This is a genomic window from Streptomyces sp. NBRC 110028 (genome assembly GCF_001417735.1).
Classification (GTDB): Bacteria; Actinomycetota; Actinomycetes; order Streptomycetales; family Streptomycetaceae; genus Streptomyces.
Window position 1 is genome coordinate 188,948 of sequence record NZ_BBUZ01000033.1, and the last position, 22,582, is coordinate 211,529.

General features: G+C 67.4%; 16 protein-coding genes and 4 pseudogenes. 5 read left to right on the forward strand and 15 right to left on the reverse strand.

Translation table 11 applies throughout. From position 1 onward, the window contains the following. Window positions 1-6 precede the first annotated feature (6 nt). Window positions 7-1,557, reverse strand: a complete 1,551-nt coding sequence (locus ASC60_RS26305; RefSeq protein ID WP_055555115.1) for an ABC transporter substrate-binding protein — start codon at window positions 1,555-1,557, stop codon at window positions 7-9. Between the two features lie 144 nt (window positions 1,558-1,701). Further along, window positions 1,702-3,312, reverse strand: coding sequence for a CdaR family transcriptional regulator (locus ASC60_RS26310; RefSeq protein WP_063787214.1), 1,611 nt, complete (start codon window positions 3,310-3,312; stop codon window positions 1,702-1,704). 110 nt (window positions 3,313-3,422) lie between these two features. On the opposite strand from ASC60_RS26310, the gene ASC60_RS26315 reads away from it, so the two are divergent. Then, the gene (locus ASC60_RS26315) at window positions 3,423-4,268 is read left to right on the forward strand and encodes a M55 family metallopeptidase (protein WP_055555117.1); all 846 of its coding nucleotides are present in this window, start codon (window positions 3,423-3,425) and stop codon (window positions 4,266-4,268) included. On the opposite strand, the gene ASC60_RS26320 is transcribed toward ASC60_RS26315, so the two are convergent. The 9 genes and pseudogenes from ASC60_RS26320 to ASC60_RS26350 all read right to left on the reverse strand — a co-directional run bounded on the left by ASC60_RS26320 (window position 4,252) and on the right by ASC60_RS26350 (window position 12,166). After that, the gene (locus tag ASC60_RS26320; protein WP_370592968.1) at window positions 4,252-5,268 is read right to left on the reverse strand and encodes a M20/M25/M40 family metallo-hydrolase; all 1,017 of its coding nucleotides are present in this window, start codon (window positions 5,266-5,268) and stop codon (window positions 4,252-4,254) included. The two genes, ASC60_RS26315 and ASC60_RS26320, sit on opposite strands and share 17 nt — an antisense overlap. Window positions 5,269-5,410: 142 nt before the next feature. Then, window positions 5,411-6,652, reverse strand: a complete 1,242-nt coding sequence (locus ASC60_RS26325) for an alanine racemase (protein ID WP_055555121.1) — start codon at window positions 6,650-6,652, stop codon at window positions 5,411-5,413. 204 nt (window positions 6,653-6,856) lie between these two features. Next, window positions 6,857-7,452 (reverse strand): annotated as a pseudogene (locus ASC60_RS39815) (integrase core domain-containing protein); the annotation flags it as partial. Between the two features lie 65 nt (window positions 7,453-7,517). Next, a pseudogene (locus ASC60_RS44175) lies at window positions 7,518-7,673 on the reverse strand (hypothetical protein); the annotation flags it as partial. Window positions 7,674-7,710: 37 nt separating this feature from the next. Beyond that, complete coding sequence (gene nthA, locus ASC60_RS26330) at window positions 7,711-8,340, reverse strand: nitrile hydratase subunit alpha (RefSeq protein WP_107097170.1); 630 nt, start codon at window positions 8,338-8,340, stop codon at window positions 7,711-7,713. A gap of 83 nt (window positions 8,341-8,423) precedes the next feature. Next, window positions 8,424-9,896, reverse strand: a complete 1,473-nt coding sequence (locus ASC60_RS26335) for an ABC transporter substrate-binding protein (protein WP_055555123.1) — start codon at window positions 9,894-9,896, stop codon at window positions 8,424-8,426. A 115-nt stretch (window positions 9,897-10,011) separates the two neighbouring features. Further along, window positions 10,012-10,230 carry a hypothetical protein gene (locus ASC60_RS26340; RefSeq protein WP_055555125.1) on the reverse strand — a complete coding sequence of 73 codons (219 nt, stop codon included), beginning with the start codon at window positions 10,228-10,230 and terminating at the stop codon, window positions 10,012-10,014. A 244-nt stretch (window positions 10,231-10,474) separates the two neighbouring features. Then, on the reverse strand, window positions 10,475-11,455 hold the full coding sequence (locus ASC60_RS26345; protein WP_079038638.1) for a PLP-dependent transferase: 981 nt from the start codon (window positions 11,453-11,455) through the stop codon (window positions 10,475-10,477). Window positions 11,456-11,515: 60 nt separating this feature from the next. Next, a complete protein-coding gene (locus ASC60_RS26350; RefSeq protein WP_055555129.1) occupies window positions 11,516-12,166 on the reverse strand; it encodes a GntR family transcriptional regulator in 651 nt (216 codons plus the stop codon). Between the two features lie 117 nt (window positions 12,167-12,283). On the opposite strand from ASC60_RS26350, the gene ASC60_RS26355 reads away from it, so the two are divergent. From ASC60_RS26355 to ASC60_RS26365, 3 genes are read left to right on the forward strand one after another with little or no spacing between them, the layout of a single operon-like run. After that, entirely contained in the window at window positions 12,284-13,453 is a 1,170-nt protein-coding gene (locus ASC60_RS26355; RefSeq protein WP_055555131.1) for a glycerate kinase, read from the forward strand. Next, on the forward strand, window positions 13,450-14,853 hold the full coding sequence (locus ASC60_RS26360; RefSeq protein WP_055555133.1) for a C69 family dipeptidase: 1,404 nt from the start codon (window positions 13,450-13,452) through the stop codon (window positions 14,851-14,853). The genes ASC60_RS26355 and ASC60_RS26360 overlap by 4 nt, the downstream gene beginning before the upstream one ends. A gap of 45 nt (window positions 14,854-14,898) precedes the next feature. Next, window positions 14,899-16,326 (forward strand): cytosine permease, encoded by a 1,428-nt coding sequence (locus tag ASC60_RS26365; RefSeq protein ID WP_055555135.1) that lies wholly within the window; start codon window positions 14,899-14,901, stop codon window positions 16,324-16,326. Between the two features lie 672 nt (window positions 16,327-16,998). Here the strand turns inward: ASC60_RS26365 and ASC60_RS39825 are convergent. Both ASC60_RS39825 and ASC60_RS39830 read right to left on the reverse strand, forming a co-directional pair. After that, a pseudogene (locus tag ASC60_RS39825) lies at window positions 16,999-17,381 on the reverse strand (integrase core domain-containing protein); the annotation flags it as partial. Beyond that, window positions 17,351-18,505, reverse strand: a complete 1,155-nt coding sequence (locus ASC60_RS39830) for an IS3 family transposase (protein ID WP_159043323.1) — start codon at window positions 18,503-18,505, stop codon at window positions 17,351-17,353. The pseudogene ASC60_RS39825 and the gene ASC60_RS39830, both read right to left, overlap by 31 nt. Window positions 18,506-18,919: 414 nt before the next feature. On the opposite strand from ASC60_RS39830, the gene ASC60_RS26375 reads away from it, so the two are divergent. Then, window positions 18,920-20,968, forward strand: coding sequence for a polysaccharide lyase family 8 super-sandwich domain-containing protein (locus tag ASC60_RS26375; protein ID WP_234357139.1), 2,049 nt, complete (start codon window positions 18,920-18,922; stop codon window positions 20,966-20,968). 305 nt (window positions 20,969-21,273) lie between these two features. Here the strand turns inward: ASC60_RS26375 and ASC60_RS39835 are convergent. Further along, window positions 21,274-21,498: pseudogene (locus tag ASC60_RS39835) on the reverse strand (IS3 family transposase); the annotation flags it as partial. Window positions 21,499-21,502: 4 nt separating this feature from the next. Further along, a complete protein-coding gene (locus ASC60_RS26380; RefSeq protein ID WP_055555139.1) occupies window positions 21,503-22,582 on the reverse strand; it encodes a glycosidase in 1,080 nt (359 codons plus the stop codon).

The following is a 22,582-nucleotide window of genomic DNA, read 5'->3' on the forward strand; positions in this document are numbered from 1 at the left end:
TCAGGCTCAATTCAGCACACGGATGGCAGAGCCAGGAAGAACGCCGCCTACCGGCGGATAGAGCGCGGTGGCCCCATTGAAGTACATGGGGTATGGCGTAACGGATACGGGAACAAGGTCAGCACTCTCCATCAGCGCCTTCTCCGCGTTTTCCCAACCCTTGCACGCGTCGTCACCAGTCAGACGAGCCGCTGCAGATACACGACTTTTGTAATCCTTGTTGTCGATCGACGCGAAGTTGGTCCCCTCGGGTGCCGCCTTGCCCGACAGGTATTGCGGGTAGATCGCCGGCGTTCCGGTTTGCAGGTTGAGTCCGAGCGTTGCCGACCAGCCCGACGGGTCTTTGGCTGCAAATGTCTTGCTGATGACGTAGTTCTCGTCGCCACCATCGAGCTTCACCTTGGCCCCAGCGGCCTCCCATTGCTTCGCGACGTATTCGGCTCCAGCGGTCCCCGTGTCCGTGCTGTTGTCGTATACCAGTGTGATCGTCGGGGACGCATCCGCCGCGTGCAGAGCGCGATTGGCTGCGTCCGGGTCATAGGCGGGCAGATTCCCGGAAACAGAGTCGTAGGTGCACAAGCTTGGGTGCTCGGAGAGAAGCGAGGTCGCGCGTTCACCCTTGCCGCCAGTGACGATCTTTGTGAGGGTACCGAGGTCGATCGCCTGGGTCAGCGCTCGTCGTACGTCGACGTCAGCTGTCGGGAGCCCCTGGTAGTGGTTGTAGGTGATCATCCCGGACATGGCCGGTGATGGGAGTGACTTGAGAGCAGTCAGGCGCGCCTCATCCTTTCCGCTCACCATGGCCGCGTTGAGTCCGCCGGAGAGCAGGAGGTTCGCTCGGGTCGACGGACTTGGCGCGATCTTGATCGTGACGGTCTTGGGCATCCCGGGCGTCTCGGAGGTGCTGTGCTCCGGCCCCCACGTGTATCCGGCCCTCCTGGTCAGGGTGATCGAATCGCCGGCCACCACGCGGTCAATGACGAATGGTCCCGTTCCATCACTGCCGGACGTCAGGGTCTTCGGGTCCTTCAGGCCGTGTTCGCACACCATCTGCTGACCCCCGAGGTTGTTCAGCATGAACGGCCGCGGCTTTGAGGTGGTGACGGTGAGGACATTCCCCTTGGCGCTTGCCTTGGCGTCGGACGGCACGACCGATTCGAGACGCGGCGACTTGTGTGCTGGGTCCGCGATCCAATTGAGGTTGTCCGCCGCCGTTTGCGCGGTGAAAGGAGTGCCGTCAGCGCACGTGATGTTTTTGCGAAGCGTGTAGGTGACCTTGGTCGGACTCTCGGTCCAGCTCTGTGCAAGGAAAGGCGATAGCTTGCCCGTCTTGGGATCGACCGAGAGGAGGCTGTCGTAGGAGTACGCACCAACGATCTGCGCATTGACGAGGTTGGTGACCAGCGGGTTCAGGTCACCAGGATCCGAGTCGACCGCGACGGTGAAGGTGGCGTCAGTCGCGAACCCGCGCCCAGACGACGCGTCCGAGCCGCTGCAGGCCGCAAGGCCCGATGTGGCCGCGAGAAGAATGGGGAGAGCAAGAATGCGCTTGTTCACGGAGGCCGCCCCTTTTGACGTGATGTGGATCGGGTCACATCCTCGATCGCCGATCCGCGCCGCTCATCGGACGTTCGTCCAATCCCTGACCTGGGCTCCTGGACGAGCGCACGAACCACCGGTGGCGAGTGTGGCGCGACAGGCTCAGGCCGGTCGCGAACACGCGTCCAGACGCAACTGCAGCAGCAGGCCGAAGCGCGTGTCGGGGTCACCGAGGTCGATGTCGGCGATCGCCTCGACCCGCTCCAGGCGATACCGGAACGTGTTCTTGTGAACGTGGACCTCGCGCGCCGCGGCGGTCACGTTGCCGAAGTGCTCAAGCCAGGCGCGCAGGGTCGCGACGAGCTCGGTCTCGTGGTTCGCGTCGTACGCGCGCAGCGCCACGAGCGGTCCGCCGAGCTCGATGCCGTCGGCGGCGAGGGAGTCGCCGATCCTCAGCATCAGGGCCTCGACCTGCACCTCGGCGGAGCGGGCGACCCGTCGCTCCTCGTGCGGCCGGGCGCGCAGGACCCGCAATGTGGCCTCGGCGTCGCGGCGCGAGGCCGACAGGTCACGCACGTCGGCGACGACCCCGCCGATCCCGGCGCAGAATTCGGTCGAGGTGTCGAGCCGCCCGACGAACTCGGTCGCATGCTGCTGCACTGCCGTGAGCGTGCGCTCGTCGGCGGCTCGGAGCGGGACGACCGCGTGCACGAGTCCGCCGATCGGCACCGCGACCGCCCGCGGATACACCGACCGCAGGTGCATCCGCAGGGCCGCGGCGGCGCGCTGGGTGTCCGAAACCGTGCGGATCTCGTCGTCGTCCACCAGGGGACCCAACACGAGGACGCATGCGGGCGAGGTCTCGAACCCGAGTTGTTGGGCGGCCTCAAATGCCTTCGAGCCTCCCTCAAGGAGCTGCGACCCAAGCGACTCGGCCACTCGCTGGGCGGCGTCGGCGCTGACCCGCGCCCGCAGTATCGCGAGGGCCACGAGTTGGGCGGCCTCGACCATGACCTGCTCGCGCTCGGCGTCGAACGGCTCGGGCGTCACGGCCCAGATCGAGCCGAGCACCTCGTCGCCGGCCTGGATCCGCATCGCGACCCGCGGCATCGTGCCTGGCGCAGGCTCAGCCAGGAAGATCGGCCGCTCGGACCCGTAGATGACCGGGAAGACGCCCTGCGTGCGCTGGTAAGCGCTGTACATCTCGGGAACCTGCAGACCCAGGATCGTGAGGCGGCGCGGTTCATCGGTACCGACCTGGTCGGCCGAGAACGCGACGACGTGCGACGACCGGTCCTCGATCGTCACGGGAGCCCCGAGCAGCGTCGACAGGGAGTCGGCCAACGTGAACAGGTCCCTGGCGGAGTCGCCGCCGTACTCCGGACCCTCCGGACCCAGGTTGAGCGCGCCGCTCAGCAGCGTCGCGACCTGCACCCACGACGCCCCCCGGACGAGGCTGAAGACCGAGACGTTCCCCTCTTCGGCGACCTCGGCCACCTCGCGCCCCACGGTCAGCGGCTCGCGGACGATGAGCGCCGCGGCGCCGGCGTCACCCGCCGCCTGCACGAGGTCGGCAAGGTCACGGTCTGTGGCGACCGCCACGGCGAGCACGATCGCGTCCCGCGTGATATCCGGGGGGTCCAGCGGGTCGTACAGCACGACTGTTGACACGGTGCGCGTGGCTTGGTGCTTGCCGGCCTCGAACGTCAGCAGGGTCGATCCCAGGCGCTCGGTCAGTCGTCCCAGAGGCGTCGCGAAGACAGGGATGGGCATGGGGCGACAGTACAGCCGGGAGGAGTTGATTTCGGTCGATCGCACTATCAGATATCCCCCTCACGAGCGCAGAATGGCGGGGCCCAGCACGACGAACACAGGAGCCAGCCGTGAAGGTGTACATCTCGGTCGACATGGAGGGCGTCGCGGGCATCGCGACCCTCGACCAGATCGTCCGCGGCGGCTCCGGGTATCCCCGCGCCCAGGAGCTCATGACTCAGGAGGCCAATGCAGCGATAGCGGGGGCCTTCGAGGGCGGCGCGACCAGCGTGGTGGTCAACGACTCGCACGGCACGATGGACAACCTGCTGCACGACCGGCTCGACCCACGTGCCCGGCTCGTGTTCGGCGCCCCGAAGGCGCAGTGCATGGCGGAGGGCCTGACCGACGACTGCGCCGTCGCCCTGTTCGTGGGGTATCACGCGCCGGCCGGCGCTCCGGGGGTCCTGGCTCACACGTTCTCGGCCTACTTCGGCGAGGTGCGGATCGACGGCGCCCAGGTCTCCGAGGCCGAGGTCAACGGGCTCTACGCGGCCTCGCTCGGCGTGCCCGTCGGTCTCGTGACGGGCGACGACGTTATCGGCGCGATCGCGTCCGACGTGTTCGCAGGAGCGACAGTCGTGACGGTCAAAAGGGCTCACGGCTTCTCGGCGACCGACACGGTCGCGCCGAGCGTCGCGCTCGGCCTCGTGCGCGAGGGCGCCGCCCATGCCGTCGCGGGCGCCGCCTCGTTGCCGCGCCCTGCCGCGGGCACTCCCTTGAGGCTCGAGGTCGACATGCCTTCGCCCGTGGCCGCAGAGCTCAGCGCCTGTATCCCTGGCTGCACCCGTACGGCCGACCGCACGGTCGCGGCGGTCCTCGAGAGCGCGGAGGACGTGTTGGGGCTCATCACGGTGCTCTACGAGCTCGCGCTGAGCAGCGAACGCGCACGACAAGCGATCACGAACCGTCGCTGACCAGGTCGAGAACCAGCGCAGCCAACAGCTCGGCGCGCGGCGTGATCCACGCGACCTCGGCATGCTCGTCGCGGGCGTGTGCGCCACCTCCCACCGCCCCGAGTCCGTCGAGCGTCGGGACGCCGGCACCAGCCGTAATGTTGCCGTCGGAGGCCCCGCCAACCGCCATGCTCGTGAGCGGCGGCTGGCCGAGGTCTGCGGCCAGCCGGGCCGCCCGCGCGAACAGGTCGCCCGACGCCGCCGCTTCGAGAGGCGGGCGGTTGATGCCGCCGTGCACCACGACGATCGCCTCGGCGACACCGACGCTCAGTGCTCGGACCGCAGTATCGACCCGCTCCTGCTCGGCGACCGTGCGGGCTCTGACGTCGACCGCGACCGTCGCCCGGGCGGGCACGGTGTTGGCCGCCGTACCGGACGCCATGAGCGTGGGCGTAACGGTGGTGCCGACAGCGGGATCAGCCAGGTCGGCCAGCGCAAGGACGAGCTCCGCCACACCGAGTGTCGCGTTGACGCCGCGCTCGGGTTCCAGGCCGCTGTGCGCCGCCCGGCCGAGCACCTCGAGCTCGTAGAGCGACACGCCTTTGCGCTGGGTCTTCAGCGCACCGCCCGGACCGGCGGCCTCGAGTACCAAGGCGGCCCTACAGCCGGAAGCCTCGGTCTCGATCAGGCCGCGTGACGTGGTCGATCCGATCTCCTCGTCGCCCGTCACGAGCACGGTGACCCGGTCGAGCACCGTGTCACCTTGTCTGGCACGGAGCAGCGCCAGCGCGTGGACGACCTGTACGACACCGACGAGCATGTCGAAGCACCCCGGCCCGCGGACGACCCCGTCCTCGACGGAGAACGGCAGATCCGCCAGGGTGCCGATCGGCCAGACAGTGTCGTGGTGGCCGAGCAGCAGGACCTGGCTGTCGCAACCTCGCAGTACAACGTGGTCGACCCCGTCGACCCGCACGATCTCGGGGCGCCGCCCCAGCCGCCGCTCCACGACGTCGGCCACGACCCGGGCCGAACGGGTCACCGCGTCGCGGTCCGTCGAGGGTGACTCGACCTGGACGAGCCGCTCCAGGTCGGCGAGGAACTTATGGAGGTCCACGGCCGGGACCCCGGAAGTCTGGCCCAGTGCAGCGGACGGGACCGAATCAGAAGTAGGTGCGGACGGCATCGATCACCTCGTACTTGTCGGTGACGACCGGGACCAGCCGCCACTTGTCGAACGTCGTGCAGGGGTGGGAGACGCCGAGGCACACGAGATCGCCGACCTCGAGCGAGGCGTCCTCCGAGACGGCCACCATCGCGTGCTGGTCGTTGACGGCAGTGACCCGCAGGTCGTCGACAGGCCAGGTGTGCCCGTCGCGCCGGACCGCGACGGGCAGCGGGAGGTCGGCGTCGGTGGAGACATCGCGGCGACCGGCGCCCAGGATCGCGAGTGCCGGCTCTGGGCGTGACAGCACCTCGGCCCACACCTCAAGCGCCGGCAGCGGTGCCGGGTCGTGCCCAACAAACGGCGACGTGCGCGCATAAAGACCGTGGTCGTGCGTCAGATAGCAGCCGCTGCGCAGCATCACCTCGACCCGATCGCCGCTCCAGAGCTCCCGGAACCGTGCGACGACTAGGTCGAAGTACGAGCTGCCGCCGAACGACACGACGGCGCCGCTCCCGGGCAGCAGCCGGCGGTCGATCAACTCGCGGACGACTGTCGCGGACCAGTCGAGGAAGTCGGCAGCGCGATCGCGGCGCTCGACGAGGTCGGCGCCAGGTACCAGGCCCTCGAAGCCCTCGATCCCGACGAGTTCCAGCCCGTCGGCGTCGCGAACCACCTGCGCGATTCGCAGGGCGTCGTCTGTTGACCGCACGCCGCCGCGGCCGCCGGCGTAGCCGAGCTCGACCAGCACGGGCTGGGGCCGGAGGTCGGCCGCGTCGGGGCTCACGCGGTCGACCAGGAGGGCGACCGCCTCGACGGAGTCGACCAGCAGCAGTACCTCGAGGTCCGGGTCGGCCCGCCTCAGGGCGGCGAGGTAAGCGAGGTCGGCCGGACCGACGACGGGATTGGCTACCAGGACCCGTCGCACCCCCGCGGTGATGAACACCTTCGCCTGCTGGACGTTGGCGACCGTGATGCCCCAGGCACCAGTGGCGAGCTGGCGCTGGACGAGCGCCGGACTCATCGTGGTCTTCGCGTGTGGCGCAATGAGTACGTCGTGGCGTGTGCAGTAGTCCCGCATCAGCGCGAAGTTGCGCTCGATGGCTGTTTCCCGCAGGGCCACGACCGGTAGGTGGAAGTCGCCGTCGAGAAGGCGCCAGCCCTGCGCGCCGACCTCTGTGAGCGGCACATCGCGGTCAGGGAACGCCCGGTCGCGCCATGTCACCCGTTCGTCGGTCAATGCCCTTCTCCTCATCGTCGTCGCGACCCTGAGCTACACGGGTTCAGTCTCGCGTGAATCGTTGTCGGCTGGTCCGTGCGGGCGACCGAACCCATCGGGCCTGATTCGGTCATCCGTCCGAGTCGGGCAGGCATCGGATCAGTGGACCGTGATCATCCAGCAGTGGATGATCACGGCGCGGCCTGAAGGGTGTCAATATTCCGATCAGGCTGCTGAGCTGGGCGTTTCCTGTAGATGGTGAGGCGGTCGGGATGGCGTGGTGTGGTATTCGTTGAGCAATCCGCCAAGTACCTGTCGGCGCCTGACCGTGGCAGCGGGCAGGGGGATGACGTTCGGGTCGTCGTCTGGTGCACGTAGGCCGAGGCTGCGGTGGGCCCCGTGCCGCGTTGTAGTGCTCGGCGTACTGGTTGAGGACTGTGCGTAGGTGTCGTTCGCCGGTGATGAGGAGTCGGTCGGCGCATTCGGCGCGGGCTGTCCGTATCCATCGTTCGGCGAACGCGTTGGACCGCGGGCTTTGCGGCGGTGTCGGGATGACGGCTGTGCCGTTGCCGACGAAGACGGCGTCGAACGCGGGGGTGAACGTGCTGTCCCGGTCACGGATGAGGAACCGGAAAGCACCCAGCCCTTTCGGTCTCCATGGCGAAGAAGACATGGAGATGTCGGAGGAAGCCGGTCTCCACGTGCATGAAGTCGCAGGCGAGCAGCGTGTGGGCCTGGGCTTGGAGGAAGGTGCGCCAGGTCTGATGGGATGCGCGTTGCGGTGCGGGCGGCAGGCCGGAGCGGCGCAGGATCTGAACGATCCCGCTACGGCCTTTGACGTACTACGGAAGCCGGGTGTGCCCCGTGGGGTTGAGGTTGTTTACCACTACCTGCTGACTGGTAGCGAAACGAGGCAGCTTATTTTCCGGACGTGTGAACTTCGCTGGCGTGCGGATCGCGTCATCCCAGCGGCGAAGTAAAGGCCGATTACGCTGAATACGTCGCGCTCCCACTGACCGTGAAACACCGGCTTGTCAGGCTCGGTCGTGACAGCTTGCCTCCGCCGTCATGAATTCCATTCATACCGCAGCCCCCTCACTGGACGTAGCGAGACGCGTGCCGATCATGGAGTCGCGATTGACCAACTCCGTGAGCTGCTGGACCGAAAGAGATTCGGTTCCAGCAGGGCGTTGCGGGATGACAACGTAACGAATCTCGGACGTGCTATCCCACACGCGAATCTCTTTCTCAGGCGGGACCTCGGTGCCGAACTCCTCGAGCACCTTGCGCGGTTCGAAAACCACACGGGATCGGTATTGGGGCACCTTGAACGATGCCGGCGGCAGGCCGAGAACTGCCCAGGGGTAGCACGAGCACAAGGTGCATACCACGACGTTGTGCACCTGATCAGTGTTTTCGACGAACATTACATGGGCGCCCTCGAATCCCGTCATGCCGAGGTCAGCGAGCGTCCCGGTGCCGTCTTCGAGAAGCCGTGCCTTGAACTCCGGATCATCCCAGGCCCGGGCGATGACGGCGGCCCCATCCTTTGGGCCGATACGGTTTTCGTAGATGTCCACGATCTCATCGAGAGCCTGCTGCACGATCAGTCCCTTCTCCACGAGAAGGGACTGGATGGCTTTGATACGCAGTGCCGCGTACGGCGGCGGTTCCGTGCAGCCGTCGCTACGGGCCATTTCTTCCATCATCGTTCACTTCCCTGGATATCGACTGCCACGACGATTCCCACACTGAGCCTTCTGTCCTGGAGATTGGATCCGGCGATGCCGGACTACGGAAGGCGTGACGCGCCAACAGCCGTGACCCGTGTGATCGAACGCGGTTCGCGCCACACCATCTGGAGGTTGCCGAGAAGCCGGTAGGCTCGCAGCGCAGCTTCGTTGTCGACCAGTTCGGTCATGGCCCGGTACTCTCCGATGGTGCCCACGAACTTGTTGAGCACACCGTTTTCCTGCCATGCCTCCCCGTCCACGGCGGTGTGGCGGGGCAGGAAGTTGCGCTGGAGGCAGCGCCGGGTTGCCCGGTCTATCACCTCGGCGTCGAGGTCGGGAAACTCCCGCTGTGCCACATGCACTGCCTCATCCGGAAACGCGTGGGCGTATTGGCATGCCTTTTCCAGTGCGGTGACCACGGCTCCGTGCCGTTCGGGATCGGCCTGGATGACCGCACGGCGAGTGGCGAGCGCGGAAAGCAGATAGGGCCCGAAGAACCGGGAGAAGTCGAATATCTCCTGCAGTCCGGCGGAGACCGCGATATCCGCCTGCGGAGGAAACGCGAGGCACAGGTCGGCTTTCCCGGCGAGTACCGGTTCCGGCTCGGTCCCGATCGGAACCTGCAACACTCGAGGTGCCTGTGCCGGATCGGCTTCGTAGAGGAACCTCAGGAATCGCAACAAGGACCATTGTGAATCCGGCTGTGGTTGCGTGCAGACGGTCCGTCCGTTGATCGTTTCGGTGATGAAGGTCCGAGGGTCCTCGGTCGCCTGGACGGACTCGTCGCGTGCCAGCGCGAGAATGGCCTGCCCGTTGCAGAGCGTTCCCACTACGACCGCGTCCCCGACGCCCTGCTCGTGTGCTCGCATCGTGAACACCGGGTCGTGCACGGAATAGTCCGCGAGGCCGCTCTCCACTGCCGACCATGCCTCGGTACCGCCGCCCGCCTTGGTGATCTCGACGGTCAGTCCCTCATCCTCGAAGAAGCCGACATCGTGAGCGATGTAGAGCGGCAGGTACAGCAGGGAGTGGAATGCCTCGGCGATTCGCACGACGCCGTCCCGCGTGCCGTCCACGGCCGGTTCCGCGTACTGCGCCCGAGGCGCGCTGGGCTCGACATCCGCCTGGTCCGTGCCCGCGAACAGGGACGCGATGGACACAGCCGGCAGGCCGAGCATGATCGCCTCGGCGATGAACGCCTTGCGGGTCAGATCGCCACGCTGATAGCGCTCGACCAGCCCGTCAAGCTTGCGCCCGGTGGTGACCGGGAGCTGGCGGCGGCGGAGCAGGCCACGGACCCGGTCACGCATATCATCCTCGGCCGGCTCCGCCGCGGGCCCGTGTCCGCGCCGGAACATCTGGTCCGCCTGCTGCCGGTCCAGGACGGCGATGGGCCGCAGCAGGATCGTCCCGTCGCTCTGCGGTACGACTTCGACGACGTCACCTTCCTGAAGCTCGGACGCGCGCCGGACCTGGATCGGCAAGGTCAGCTGGCCGTTGCTGCGGATATGGGCGGTCTCCGGGCGATCCACGGGGCCTCGCTCTCTTGAGATCTCAAGTTGCCTGAGATTTCAGATAGCATGCGGGCGGTCGGGTGCCCTGTCAAGACTTCAGACCGCCCCCTCCGTCAGCCGCCGAACTCAGCGATCAGCTGGTGGCGGTCTGCGCTGCCTGGCGGGCACAGGCGTCGGTGAAGGCGGCCAGGATTTCGGCCATCGCGGCGTCCCCATGGTCACGACGCCGGCGCAGCACCTCCTTCCGTATCTGCGGAAGCTCTGCCGCCCATCGCCGCTCGGCTGAAGCGAGCTTCCCGCGGGCGGATACGACCTGCGGCGCGTCGAACCGGAACGGCACCGGTGAGTGCATGACCTGCCCCGCCGGCGAACGCAACAGTTGATGTATCCGCCGTGGCCCCTTTCACGCCGGTGGACGCCGATGTGTGCGACTGACGGAAGCTGTGCTCCCGGAGTGGGCCGAGGAGGGCAGTCGGCGGCCGTAGGCGGGGTGTGGGCCAGGGACGCGAGTCGGTGTTACAAACGGACGTTTTGCAGAGCGTCGGCCAGCAGCGTGATCAGTTCGTTGATGATCGGGGGGCGGATACCGGGTCTGCTCACGGCAAGGATCTCGCGACTGAGCGGTGCGGCCCCGGGCGGAAGAACCACGGTTGGACCCCGGACCGGTCCGGCTCTTTGCTGATGAGGGCGGCCGGGACCAGACCCACTGCCAGACCGGCTTTGATCATGGCCAGCATGCTGTGAAGTTCTTCGGTTCCCAGCGTGAGGTTGGGAGAGAACCCCAGATCCGCGGCCCAGCGGTGCAGCAGACGCCGTCGGACCAGTGTGTGTGGCCTGAGGTCCATCCCGTCTCCCGGCATTGGGCCAGTTCCAGCGGGCGGCGGCCCGGCTGTGTGGCTGCGACGAGGACCAGCGATTCGTGCCCCAGTGAGGTGATCGTCCACTTGCCGCAAGTGACCGTCGACTACTCGCACGTGATGGCCGCCGCCTTCGGCCGGGAAGCATTCGCCAGGGCGGGCGTGGCGAAGACGGTGCCGAAGCCGTCCGGGGTGCCTCACCCGCACGGTGCCGTGGAGCGACGGCGAGTCCTGACCGGACGCCGCGTCGACGACGCGGGCGAGGGCGTCCTCGATCGCGCGTGCGCTCTCCGAAACGGCCTTACCGGCGTCCGTCAGGGCCCAGCCTTCGCAGCCGCGCTCCATCAACCGGAGCCCGAGTGTGGTCCATGCCGAGCGCGTCGGCCGCGGCCACCAGACGTCCCGTACGGGCGACCACGAGGCCCGCAGCAGGTCCTGGCACAGATCCTCGATGTGTTCGCAGCCCACGCTGAGCCGCAGGAGCCCCGGCGGTACGTGTTCCTGACCGGGTTGCTTCGTCCCGCGCTCGATCGTGGACTCCACACCGCCGAGACCGGTGGCGAACGCGATGACCCGCACCGCGTCGCAGGCGGCGTCGGCAACGGCCGCGTCCGCGTCCGCGAATTCGAAGCTCAGAACCGCGCCGAACCCGTTCATCTGACGGGCCGCCATCATGTGGCCCGGATCGTCGGGCAGCCCCGGACAGTGAACCTGGGCCACTGCGGTATGCGAGCCTGCAGCCGCCTCGTGGCCGGGCCAGGAGGCCCCTCCAGGGGGAGGTCATTTGCGCAGGTGTTCCAGCAAGTTCCTCTCAGCGTGCTTGAGGTGCTCCAGGCCCACTTCGCCAGCTTTGGGGACGTCGCCGTCGCGAATGGCTGTGATGATCGCCTGGTGTTCTTCGGCGATCTCTGCTGGGGCGAGGAGGTGCGCGTTCTGCACTTGGGCGAGACAGAGCCGGATTTCATTCATGATCACGCTGTGCCCGCGGGAGATGCGGTCGCTCTCCAGGCCGTCGATCAGCGCCCGGTGGAAGGCGACATCCGCTTGCACGAGGGCCGCCACGTTCGAACCTTTCGCACACTCGCCGAACGCCTCATGAGCTGTCAAGGCTTCCGGGGGCAGCAGCCGCTCGTCGGCCAGCAGTTCGTAGGCCCGCACTTCTATCACCCCGCGGGCGAAGTACAGGTCCCGTACGCGCGTCTCATCGAGCATCGGAACGCGGGCGCTCTTGTGCGCAGTGCGTTCCAGCAAGCCTTCGCCGACCAGCCGCTCGATCGCGCCCTTCGCGGTCTGCCTTGCGACCTTGTACTCCGCGGCGACCGATGCCTCCGTCACCGCCATGCCGACGCTGATCTCGTCCGCGAGTATCCGCTCACGCAGTGACGTCACGAGGGCGTCGCCGACGGACTGGGTTACGAGCTCGATCGGCATGCGCGTCCTTCGCGTCGTGGGTGAGAGCCAGGGGTTCACAGAGTATCCGCTGAGCGCTAGACAAGCCGACGAATGGGTGAGATAACTTGACGAACAATTTTCGGGAGGAGCGTCTCTATGCAGGTAGACGCCGTCCGGCGCGTCGTCCTCGCCCCGGATAAGTTCAAAGGAACCGTGTCGGCCCAGCGTCTCGTCGAGGTCATGGCAGCAGCGATCGCGGAGCAGGCCCCCGCTGCGGCCGTGTCGCGGCTGCCCGTCGCCGACGGTGGCGACGGCAGCGTGGCGGCCGCGCTGTCCGCAGGCTGGAGAGCCGTCTCGGTGCCGGCGTCCGACTCCTGGGGCGCACATGTGAAGGCGCCTGTCGCCAGGCTCGGCGGCCGGGCGATCGTCGAGGTGGCGTCCGTCTGCGGCCTCGGCGCGCGGCGCCCCAACCCGTCCGAGGCGGCCACGGCCACGACGTACGGCGTCGGCCAGGTGGTAGCCGCCCTCCTGGACGACGGGGTCGAGGAGATCACCCTCGCGCTCGGTGGCAGTGCCGCCACCGACGGTGGTACCGGCCTGCTGTGCGCGCTCGGCGCCGAGCTGCATGACGCACAGGCCAACCGGCTGATGCCGGGCGGTGCCGCACTGCTCGAGCTCGCGACCGTCCGTACTACGGGTCTCCACCCCGGCCTGCGGAACGCCCGGCTGGTTCTGGCGTGTGACGTCGACACGCCCATGGTGGGATCCGACGGCTCGGCCGAGATGTTCGCCCGGCAGAAGGGCGCGGACGACGACATGATCCGCCAGCTCTCCGCCGGGCTGGCACATGCGGCGGACATTCTGGAGAACGCCTTCGGCAACCGGGGGGCGGCCCGGCGGCCGGGCTCCGGGGCCGCGGGCGGCCTCGCATGGGCCGGGCTCCTGCTCGGCGGATACCTGCGTTCCGGCTCGGAGGTGTTCCTCGATCTACTGGGAGCGGGGAACGAGATCCGGGGGGCGGACCTCGTCATCACCGGCGAGGGCTGCCTCGATCCGCAGAGCCTGCGGGGCAAGGCCCCCGTGAGCATCGCCCGGCTCGCCCGGACATTCGGGGTGAAGACCGTCGCGATCGTAGGAAGCGACCGCCTGCCTGCCGCGGCGGACAAGGGGACGCTCTTCGCGGACACCATCGCGCTCGACCGCATCGATCCCGCCTGCGCCAACGACCCCGAGCTGACCTGCCGCCTGGTGGGGCAGGCCACTCGCGGCCTCGTCCAAACCCACCTGGGACTCAGGACCGCCCACAGCAACGGAGCCCGCACGTGACGACTCGCCCCTGGAGCTGCGACACCATCGTCGCGCTCCCCGACTCCACCCGCCGCCGAGCGGTCCTCTTCGGCAAGAACAGCGACCGCCCCGCCGGGGAGGCCCAGCCGCTGCGCCGGTACCCGGCCCGGCCTGCGGGCGGTCCCCTGCGCCTCGCCTATCTCACCATCGGGGACGCACCCGCCTACGCACATATCGGCTCGAGCCCCTTCTGGTGCTGGGGATACGAAATGGGCGTGAACGAGCACCGCGTGGCCATCGGCAACGAGGCCGTCTTCAGCCGCGTCTGGGCGGACGCCGTCGCGAGGGAGAAGGCAGGCGACCCGCAGGAGCCGGGCATCCTCGGCATGGAACTCGTCCGCCTCGGGCTGGAACGCGGCAGCACCGCACGAGAAGCGCTGGACATCATCACGGACCTGCTGGAGCGCTACGGTCAGTGGGGCTCGGCCATGCTCGGCACGCCCCACGCCGAAGGCTCCTACGACAACGCCTTCGTCATCGCCGATCCGCGGGAAGCCTGGGTACTGGAGACGATCGGACGCGACTGGGCGGCCCGCCGCATCACCAGCGGTGTCGCGTCGTTCAGCAACGAGCTGTCCATCCGCACGGACGCGGACCTCACCAGTTCGGGTCTGCACGCGGCGGCAACACGGGTGGGCTGGCCGTCCGACCAGCCGCTGGACGTGGCGGACGCCTTCACCGACCCGGGCACGCCGCTACAGGTGTCGCGCATTCGTCGCCGCCGCTCCCACCAGCTCCTCACCGACGAGGCGGTCACAGGCGTCGGCCTGCACGCCATGAAGGGCGTCCTGCGCGATCATCTGGAAGGCACCTTCCTCGGCGGTCCCTCCTTCGACGCCGCGCGCCCGGACTTCCACACACTCTGCATGCACGAGCACCCGTCCAGTTTCACCTGGGGCAACACCGCGGCCTCACTGATCGTCGAACTGCACGACGAACCCGGCCCCCTCACCCTCTGGTGGTGCCCCGTCACCCCATGTACGGGTGTCTACCTTCCTATTCCGCTGGACATCGAGAACCTGCCCGAGGGGCTGACCCAGCCCGACCCCAGGCTCTCATCCGACCCCCGTGATCATCGTCAGCCCTCGCACGACCCGCTCGCGGTCTGGTGGCAGTGGCAGCACCTGCTCGACGCCGCGAAAGATCCCCAGGCACGGAGCTTCGCCGCCCGTGCCGAGCGTCTGCGCATCTCCTTCGACGACCTCGAAGCACGGTGGGAAAAGACACTCCCCTCCCCCGCCGACGGCCCGGAAGCCCAGGCTGCGTTCGCCCGCACCTGTCTGGACGAAGCCCGCGCCACGGCCACCGCGCTCGCCCATGAGTTCGGCACCGATCCCACCATCGCCCTCGACAGCCGTTGGGCCGCACCGACCGCCTGACTGCGCTCCGCCGAAACACCGCCCGCACCACTGGGAGAACCACCCATGTCCATCAGAGAATCCTTCCGCGGCCCCGAAGCCTCCATCGACGACCAGATCGAGAGCTTCGCCGTCGAGCGCGTGCCCGACAACAAGCGCTGGCCGATCCCCGCCATCAGCCTCGTGCTGCTGGGAAACGCCACCGCCATGTTCTTCTTCTCCTTCGGCGCCCAGCAGACCTTCCTCGTGGGCTGGCCGGCGATGCTGCTGCCGATCAGCTACTTCTTCATCGGCGCCATCCTCATCGGCTCCCTGACCATGCGGATGGCCAGCCGCGAAGGTCTCTCCCAGAGCCTGATATCCCGCGGTCTCGGCTTCGGAAGCCGAGGAGCCGCACTGACCTCGTTCATCTACGCGGTCAACTTCGTCTACTACTTCCTCTTCGAGGGGACGATCGTCTCCCACGCGATCGCCTACTACTTCCACATCCCCATCGACTCCCTCGCCGGCATCGGGATCTTCGCCCTCATCGGTCTGATCACGATCGGCTTCGTCTGGCGCGGCATGTACGCCATGTCGACGCTTCAGAAATGGGGCTTCCCGATCTTCGTCGGGCTGCTTGCCTGGGCACTGATCTCCCTTGGCTCCCACCACGAGGTCGCCGGCCTCAGTCAGTGGAACTCCACCGCGACCGGCGGTGGAGCCGCGCTGTGGACCGCGATGAGCTTCGCCAACGGACAGATGATCTTCCAGGGGCTGATGGCCACCGACTACGGACGCTTCGCCAGCACCAAGATCCGCTACCGCGGCACAGCGACCATCATGCTGCTCGAACTCATCCCCATGTTCGTCATCATCTTCCTCGGCGCCATGCTCGGTGCGTCTCTGGTCGGCTCCTTCGGCGAGGCGAAGGCACAGGACCCCGGATTCGTCTTCGTCCACCTGATGGGGCTGCTCGGCGTCGTCTTCGTCGTCATCACCCAGATTCGCATCAACGTCATGAACCTGTACGGCGGTTCCATCACCTTGTCCAGCGGCTTCGACGTCGTCGCGGGGTTCCGTCCCGGACGCCCCTGGTGGATGTTCGGAGTGTGGCTGTTCGGCGTCATCTTCTACGCCACGAACGTCATCAACCACCTCGGCACGTTCCTGGCCGTCACCGGTGTCCTCACCAACACCTGGGTGCTCATCATCCTCGCCGACTACTTCATCTGCCGACGCTGGCTCAAGCTCGGCCGAGCCGAGGGCATCGAATTCCGCGAGGACGACGTGCGGGAGTGGAACCCCTGCGGCCTGCTCTCCCTCGGCCTCGCCGTGTTCGTCGGGGCCCTCGGCATCCTCGGCATCTACCCGGTGGCGTACGCGTCGTTCATCTCGATGTTCCTCGGACCCATCGTCCACATCATCCTCACCAAGACGACGAAGGGACGCTTCTACACACCCGCCCACGCCGCCGCCGACCGAATCCCGTCCACAGCGGCCTCAGGGAACTGACACCGGGTGCAGGCCCATCCATGCTCACTGAAATGCGAGCGCATACGTGTGGTGGAGACGCTGCACGCCCAGGGCCGGACGATCCCCGAGACCCGGGCGTACCACGTGGTAAGGACCGTACGTAGGTGTCGTTCGCCGGTGATGAGGAGGCGGTCGGTGCGTTCTGCACGGGCTGTGCGTATCCATCGTTCGGCGAACGCGTTGGACCGGGGACTTTGCGGCGGGGTCGGGATGACGGCTGTGCCGTTGCCGGCGAAGACAGCGTCAAATGCGGCGGTGAACTTCTGTCCCGGTCCCGGACGAGGAACCGGAAGCACCGAGCCCTCTCCTCGAGGTCCATGAGCAGGTTGCGGGCGAGTTGGGCGCCCCATGCGCCGGTCGGGTGGGCAGTGACACCCAGGACGTGAACGCGCCGGGTGACGATCTCCATGACGAAGAAGACATAGAGACATCTGAGGCAGACGGTCTCCACGTGCGTGAAATCGCAAGCCAGCAGCGTGTGGGCCGGTGAACGGAGGAAGGAGCGCCAGGACTGCTCGGAGGCGCGCTGCGGTGCGGGGGCAGGCCGGAGCGGCGCAGGACGCCGTGGGTGCCGGAAACTGTGTCACCCGAGGTGACCTGCGGGTTCGGATCTTGTGCCGTTCAGAAACGCGTCACTGCTGGTCATGCCACTTACCTGTACTCATTGATCAGGCCACCAAGGACACGGTCCGGAGCAGCCGTCGTGGGGTTTTCAGGTCGGTCAGCGACGCCGTGTGGTGGTCGGCGAGGGGCGGTAGTTGCTCTCGGGCCTGATGCGGTCGATGTCCGTTGCAGTGTCCGGCGTAGGTGCTGAGAACACGGAGAGCGTGGCGCTCGCTCCAAAGCAACAGGTGGTCGAGGGCCTCGCGCCGCAGTGTCCCGATGACCCTCGCGCAGTGTGCGTTCATCCGTGGGGACTGCGGGGCGATCTTGACGGTTTCGATGCCCTCAGCTTCGAAGTCGGCGTCGAAGGACTCGGTTTATTTGCCGTCCCGGTCGCGGATCAAGAAGCGCAACGACTCCAGGCGCACGCCCTGCGCTTGCCGGAAACCTCATCCGCCCAGGTCATGCGGCATGTCGGTATTCGTGGAGGATGCCGCCGAGGCGCTCGCGTCTTCGTATGTCGAGGCTGGCGATCTGGTCCGGATCGGTGATCGGCGCGGGTAACGGGTGCAGAGGACGGGCGTTGGCGATGCCCTGATGTGGCCGATGAGCGTTGTAAAACAGCTCGAACTCCCGCAGCGCATAGAGCAGGTGCCGGTGGTTCCAGATCAAGATGCAGGACCGCCCCGGCGAGGCTGCCGCGGGTCTGCTCGGCGGCGGCCAGGGCGTCGGTGACGAGGTCGGTACGCATGTGGTCCGCGATCGCCCAGCCGGCCAGGCGAGGTGAGGCGAGGTCGATCACGGTGGCCAAATACAGGAACCTCCCGCCGTCCAGCGGGAGATAGGTGATGTCGCCGACGTACTTCGTGTTCGGCTCGCTTGCCGTGAAGTCGCGGCCGACGAGGTCCGGGGCCTTCGCCGCCGCCGGGTCCGCAACAGTGGTCCGGTGTCTGCGGCGCAAGCGCACGCCCGCCAGACCGGCACCCCGCATCACACGCGCGATCCGCTTGTGGTTGACGCGCTCGCCCGCCTCGCGGAGTTCGGCGGTGATCCTCGGGACGCCATAGGTGCCGTCCGACTCGCGGTGCACGGCCCGTATCCGGGTGGCGAGGCGGGCGTCAGCCGCCTGCCGGACGGCCCGGTCCGCGGCCGTCCGACGCCAGTAGGAGAAGCTGGAGCGGGCGATGCCCAGGATGGTGCACCCCCGCTTCACGCCGTAGCGGCGGTGGTGGTCGGCGACGAACTGGAAGCGGTTCACCAGCGCGTCTCCCCGGCGAAATACTTGGCCGCCTTGCGCAGGATCTCGCGTTCCTCCTCCAGCTCGCGGACCTTCTTGCGCAGAGCGGCGTTCTCCGCCTCCAACGGCGTCGGCGGCTCCGACGGTACTTGTTGCCCGGCGTCCCCGCGGCCGGCTCGCACCAGCTGCCCGGACCCAGTTCCGCAAGGTCTCGGGATTGATCCCCAGATCGGCGGCGACCTGCCGGATCGTCGCCCCTGGCCGCGACTGGTACAGCGCGACCGCGTCCGCCTTGAACTGCGGCGGATAGTTCTTCATGACCACGAGATGTCCGTTCTCAGATCCCCAGGATCCAGTGTCTCGTGTGTCCAGGATCAAGGGTCAAGGCCCACCCTCGCCCCAACGTCGCGACTGTTGACTTACCCAGACCGTAGCCGGTAACTGTTTACGAGTCGTTTTCAAACCGGTTTAGAGATCGGTGTGCACCAAGCCGAAGCCGTGACCGAATCAGCACCCGGAAGACCTCGCCAACCGACGCACGCGCCCCAACGGCAACGTTGTCAGGGTCTGGGTGCGCCCGAAGGAGACCGCATGACTGAAAACAGAGTCGTACCCCTGCCCCATCGACGTCGTGTCCTACTCGGGGGCCTCGGACTCGCCGCCGGTGTCGCCGGGCTGACGCTGTCAGTGCCGACTCTCGCGCGGGCCGCCGAAGCCAGTGGGAGTCGAGCCGTGACGGATGACATTCAGCTCATCATCGAACGCCTGCGACAGCGGTTCCTTGCCCAAGGTGACCAGGTGAGAATCGCCAATGGCATCTTCCTCGCCCGCACGTCCGAGGCCCTGGCCTATGTCGAGTCCCTGCGCGCCGACGGCTCGTGGCCCAACGTGGACTACGGCGACACCACCAGTTCCGCCAACGGTCGGGTCTGGTCGCCCTATCACGCGCTGTACCGCATGATCGCAATGGCTCATGCCTACCGTGACCCGGATGCCGCGGGCTACGGCAAACCGGAGCTGATCGAGGCCCTGAACCGCGCTCTTCTCTACTGGGACAGTGTCAAACCGACCAGCACGAACTGGTGGGAAGTCGAGATCGGCAAGTCGATGGCCATGGGCCGGGTGTCAATCTTCGTCGGCGACGAACTCAGCGCCGAGGCACGGGAGGTGACCTACACCCACAACACCGGCCGCCTGGACCCGGCCGGGGCGAACGGCTCCTGGAGGACCGAGAACTACCTCTATGAGGCCGTCGCGAAGCATGCAACCGCCGACATTGAGCAGGGCTACGCCACCATGTCGCAGACGGTCGCCGTCGACAGCAGCGGTAAGGTCACCGAGGCTGTGCAGGTCGACTCATCCTTCTGGGCACATGGGGCGCAGCTCTATAGCGAGGGCTACGGCATGGCCCTGTTCACCATCGTGGCGGCGTGGGCCGATGTTGCGCGCGGCACCAGCTTCGCCTTCTCGTCCGAGGACATCGACGCCATCGCCTTCTATATCCTCGACGGGACCCGCTGGCTGATCCGCGGGGAGATCGGGATGATGTACCTTGGGTACCGTCCCCCCAACACCATTGATGGCATTACGAGTTACGCGGCCGACTTCCTCGAGCCGCTCGACCGGATGGTTCGGGCCGATGAGAGAAACTCGGCGGCGTATCAGCGGCTTGCCGACAATATCCGGGGGAAGAGTCGGGAGAACGGCGTCACCGGGCATAAGTACTTCTGGCGCTCAGAGTTCTCCTCACATCTGCGGGACGAGTATGGAATCTTCACCAGGGTCAATTCCCCTCGTATGAAGGGCAGCGAGTACCGCTCTACCTTCCGCCCCGAAGTCGGCAATGAGATCGACTGGAACGCGGCGGGAGCCACCTCGATCCAGGTCACCAACCGGGAATACGACGATCTCGTACCCGCCTTCGACTGGTTCCACTACCCGGGTGTCACCGCGCCGTACACCAAGGTGACGACGCAGTCGAGTCCCGCCAACCGCGGCAGCTTCACCGGAGGAATTTCCGACGGGCGTTACGGGGCAAGCGTCTTCACCCTCGACCGGTTCTCGACCACCGGGCTCAAGAGCTACTTCTACTTCGACGATGAGATGGTCGCGCTCGGCGCCGGGATCAGTTCCACCTCACAGCACGCCGTCCATACGACCGTCAATCAGGGAGCGGCCCGGTCCAATGCCTCCGTCGGCGGCAAGGCCGTACGCCCGGGGACCGATTCAGCTGCCACCGGCGCCTCATGGGCGTACAACGACGAGATCGGCTATGTCTTCCCGGAGGGTGGGCCGTTGAAGGTCTCGAACAAGGAACAGACCGGGAGCTGGCTCGACCGCGATCCGGTGAAGCGGAATGCCTTTACCCTCTTCTTCGACCACGGCACCACCCCGGACGGAGCCAAGTACGCCTACGTCCTCCTGCCCGGCGCGACACCCGAAAAAGTCCACTCATATGCGGCCAAGCCGGTCGTCAAGATCCTGCGCAACGACGAGCAGGTCCAAGCAGTCCACCACCCGCGGCTGCGGCTGACGATGGCGACCTTCCATGCCGCGGGCTCCCTCGACCTGGGGTCAAGCCGCACGCTGCGGGTCGATCAGCCGGCCATCGTCATGCTCAACGAGGACGGCAGCTCCGCCGTGGTGAGCGTCGCCAACCCCGACCAGCCCGGCCTGACGGTCTCCGTCACCCTTGCCGCACCTGGCCGCACCCGTCGCGCCAGCTTCCCGCTGGGCGCCGGCCCGAACCTCGGCAAGACGGTGACGCAGCCCCTCAGGTGACGCGAATCACAGACGTAAACCGGCTTGCGGCCGACGGCTTCGCGCCGCCGCCCGCAAGCCGGTTGAGTGGCTCTACACAGATGACGGTGTAGGGCTGGGCGGCGGCTCGCAATCGTCAGAGGAGGGTCACGCGGGTCACTTCCTGCTTGCCTTGGGCGAAACCGGCGCGGACAGCGGGGATGCGATGAGGCTCAACCTCGGGAGTGGACACCGGGTTTCATGCGACGAGTGACAGCGTATGTGACGAGATCAGCTGTTGTTCGAATTCGGCTGGTGTGAGGTAGCCGAGAGCAGAGTGACCGCGGCCGGGCGACACGCTTACGGTTGATCTTCCGGCCCCGCGAGCGGAGTTCGGCGTGGATCCGCGGGGCGCCGTAGGCGCCGTGGTGGTCTGCGTGGATCTGCCGGATCTCGGCGCCTGCCGCGGCCTGCTCGGCCTGGCGCGCGGCGCGGGCCGACGCGGTGGCCTGGTACCGGTAGTAGCCGGAACGGGAGACGCCCAGGACCCGACATATCCGCTTCACGCCGAAGGCGTCAGTCCGCCGTCCGCTCCAGAGCGGCCACGCCGATCGCGCTGTCCGCCATCCCGTAGAACACATAGACGGTCCCCGCGAAGCGCTCGATCGCAGTCGGGAAGACAACGTTGCCAAGCGTTCCTACCGTCTCCTCGCGAGTCTCCGGAGACAGCCACGGCTCCTGCGAGCGCGCCAGCACCCGCGCCGGATCGTCTGGGTCCAGCAGCATGCCCCCGGCCCGGTAGACGGCGCCATGGCTGAGCTCGAAGCCCGTCGCGACCGGGCCGGTCACCCCGTGGTGGATGAGCAGCCAGCCCTCGGGCACCCGCAGCGGCGGCGGACCCGCACCGATCTTCGCCGCCTCGAACGGCATCTCCGGAGCGGCCACCGGAGCGGAGTACCGCAGCGAGGTCAGCGCCGAGAGATCGCGGCGGGCCGCCTCGGCGTCTACGTACGCGATCCAGATCGACGGGCGGCCGTCGGCCACCCCGGCCGGGGCCGGGGCGCCCTCGCCCGGGCGCAGCCAGTCCAGGTCCCACATCGGTCGGTGCAGCATCGCAAAGCTCGGACGGCCGTCGGGGCCGGGCACGATCTCGGGGAAGAAGACAAGGTCTTTATTGGGGAAGAAGTTCAAGTCGGTGGACAGGTGCGGCTGATACGTGAAGTGCAGTGGGCCGAGACGGCGCCAGCTGATCGTGTCCGTGGAAACGGCCAACGCGGGCCGCGGGCCGAGCGGACCGTAGGCGACGTACGTCATGACGTGCACGCCCAGGTCAGGGATGAAGGTGATGCGGGGGTCCTCCACGCCGGCATTGTGTGCACCCCGCTCGAAGCCTTCGTCCGGGGACAGCACCACGCCCTGGCGCTCGACGCCGACCGGTACGCCGTCTTCGATCACGACACGGGCGCGGCCGATCCGGGAGACATTGCCTGCCGCGACCATGCGGGGGAAGAGATAGAGCTCGCCGTCGGGCCCCCAGGCGGTGGCCGGATTGAGGACGCCCTCGGCCTCCAGGGGGTCGGTGGGGTCGGCGTTCATGAGCACGCCGACCCGGTTCAGCGCATACGGGAGCGCGCTTTCGGTGTTGAGCTGGGTCAT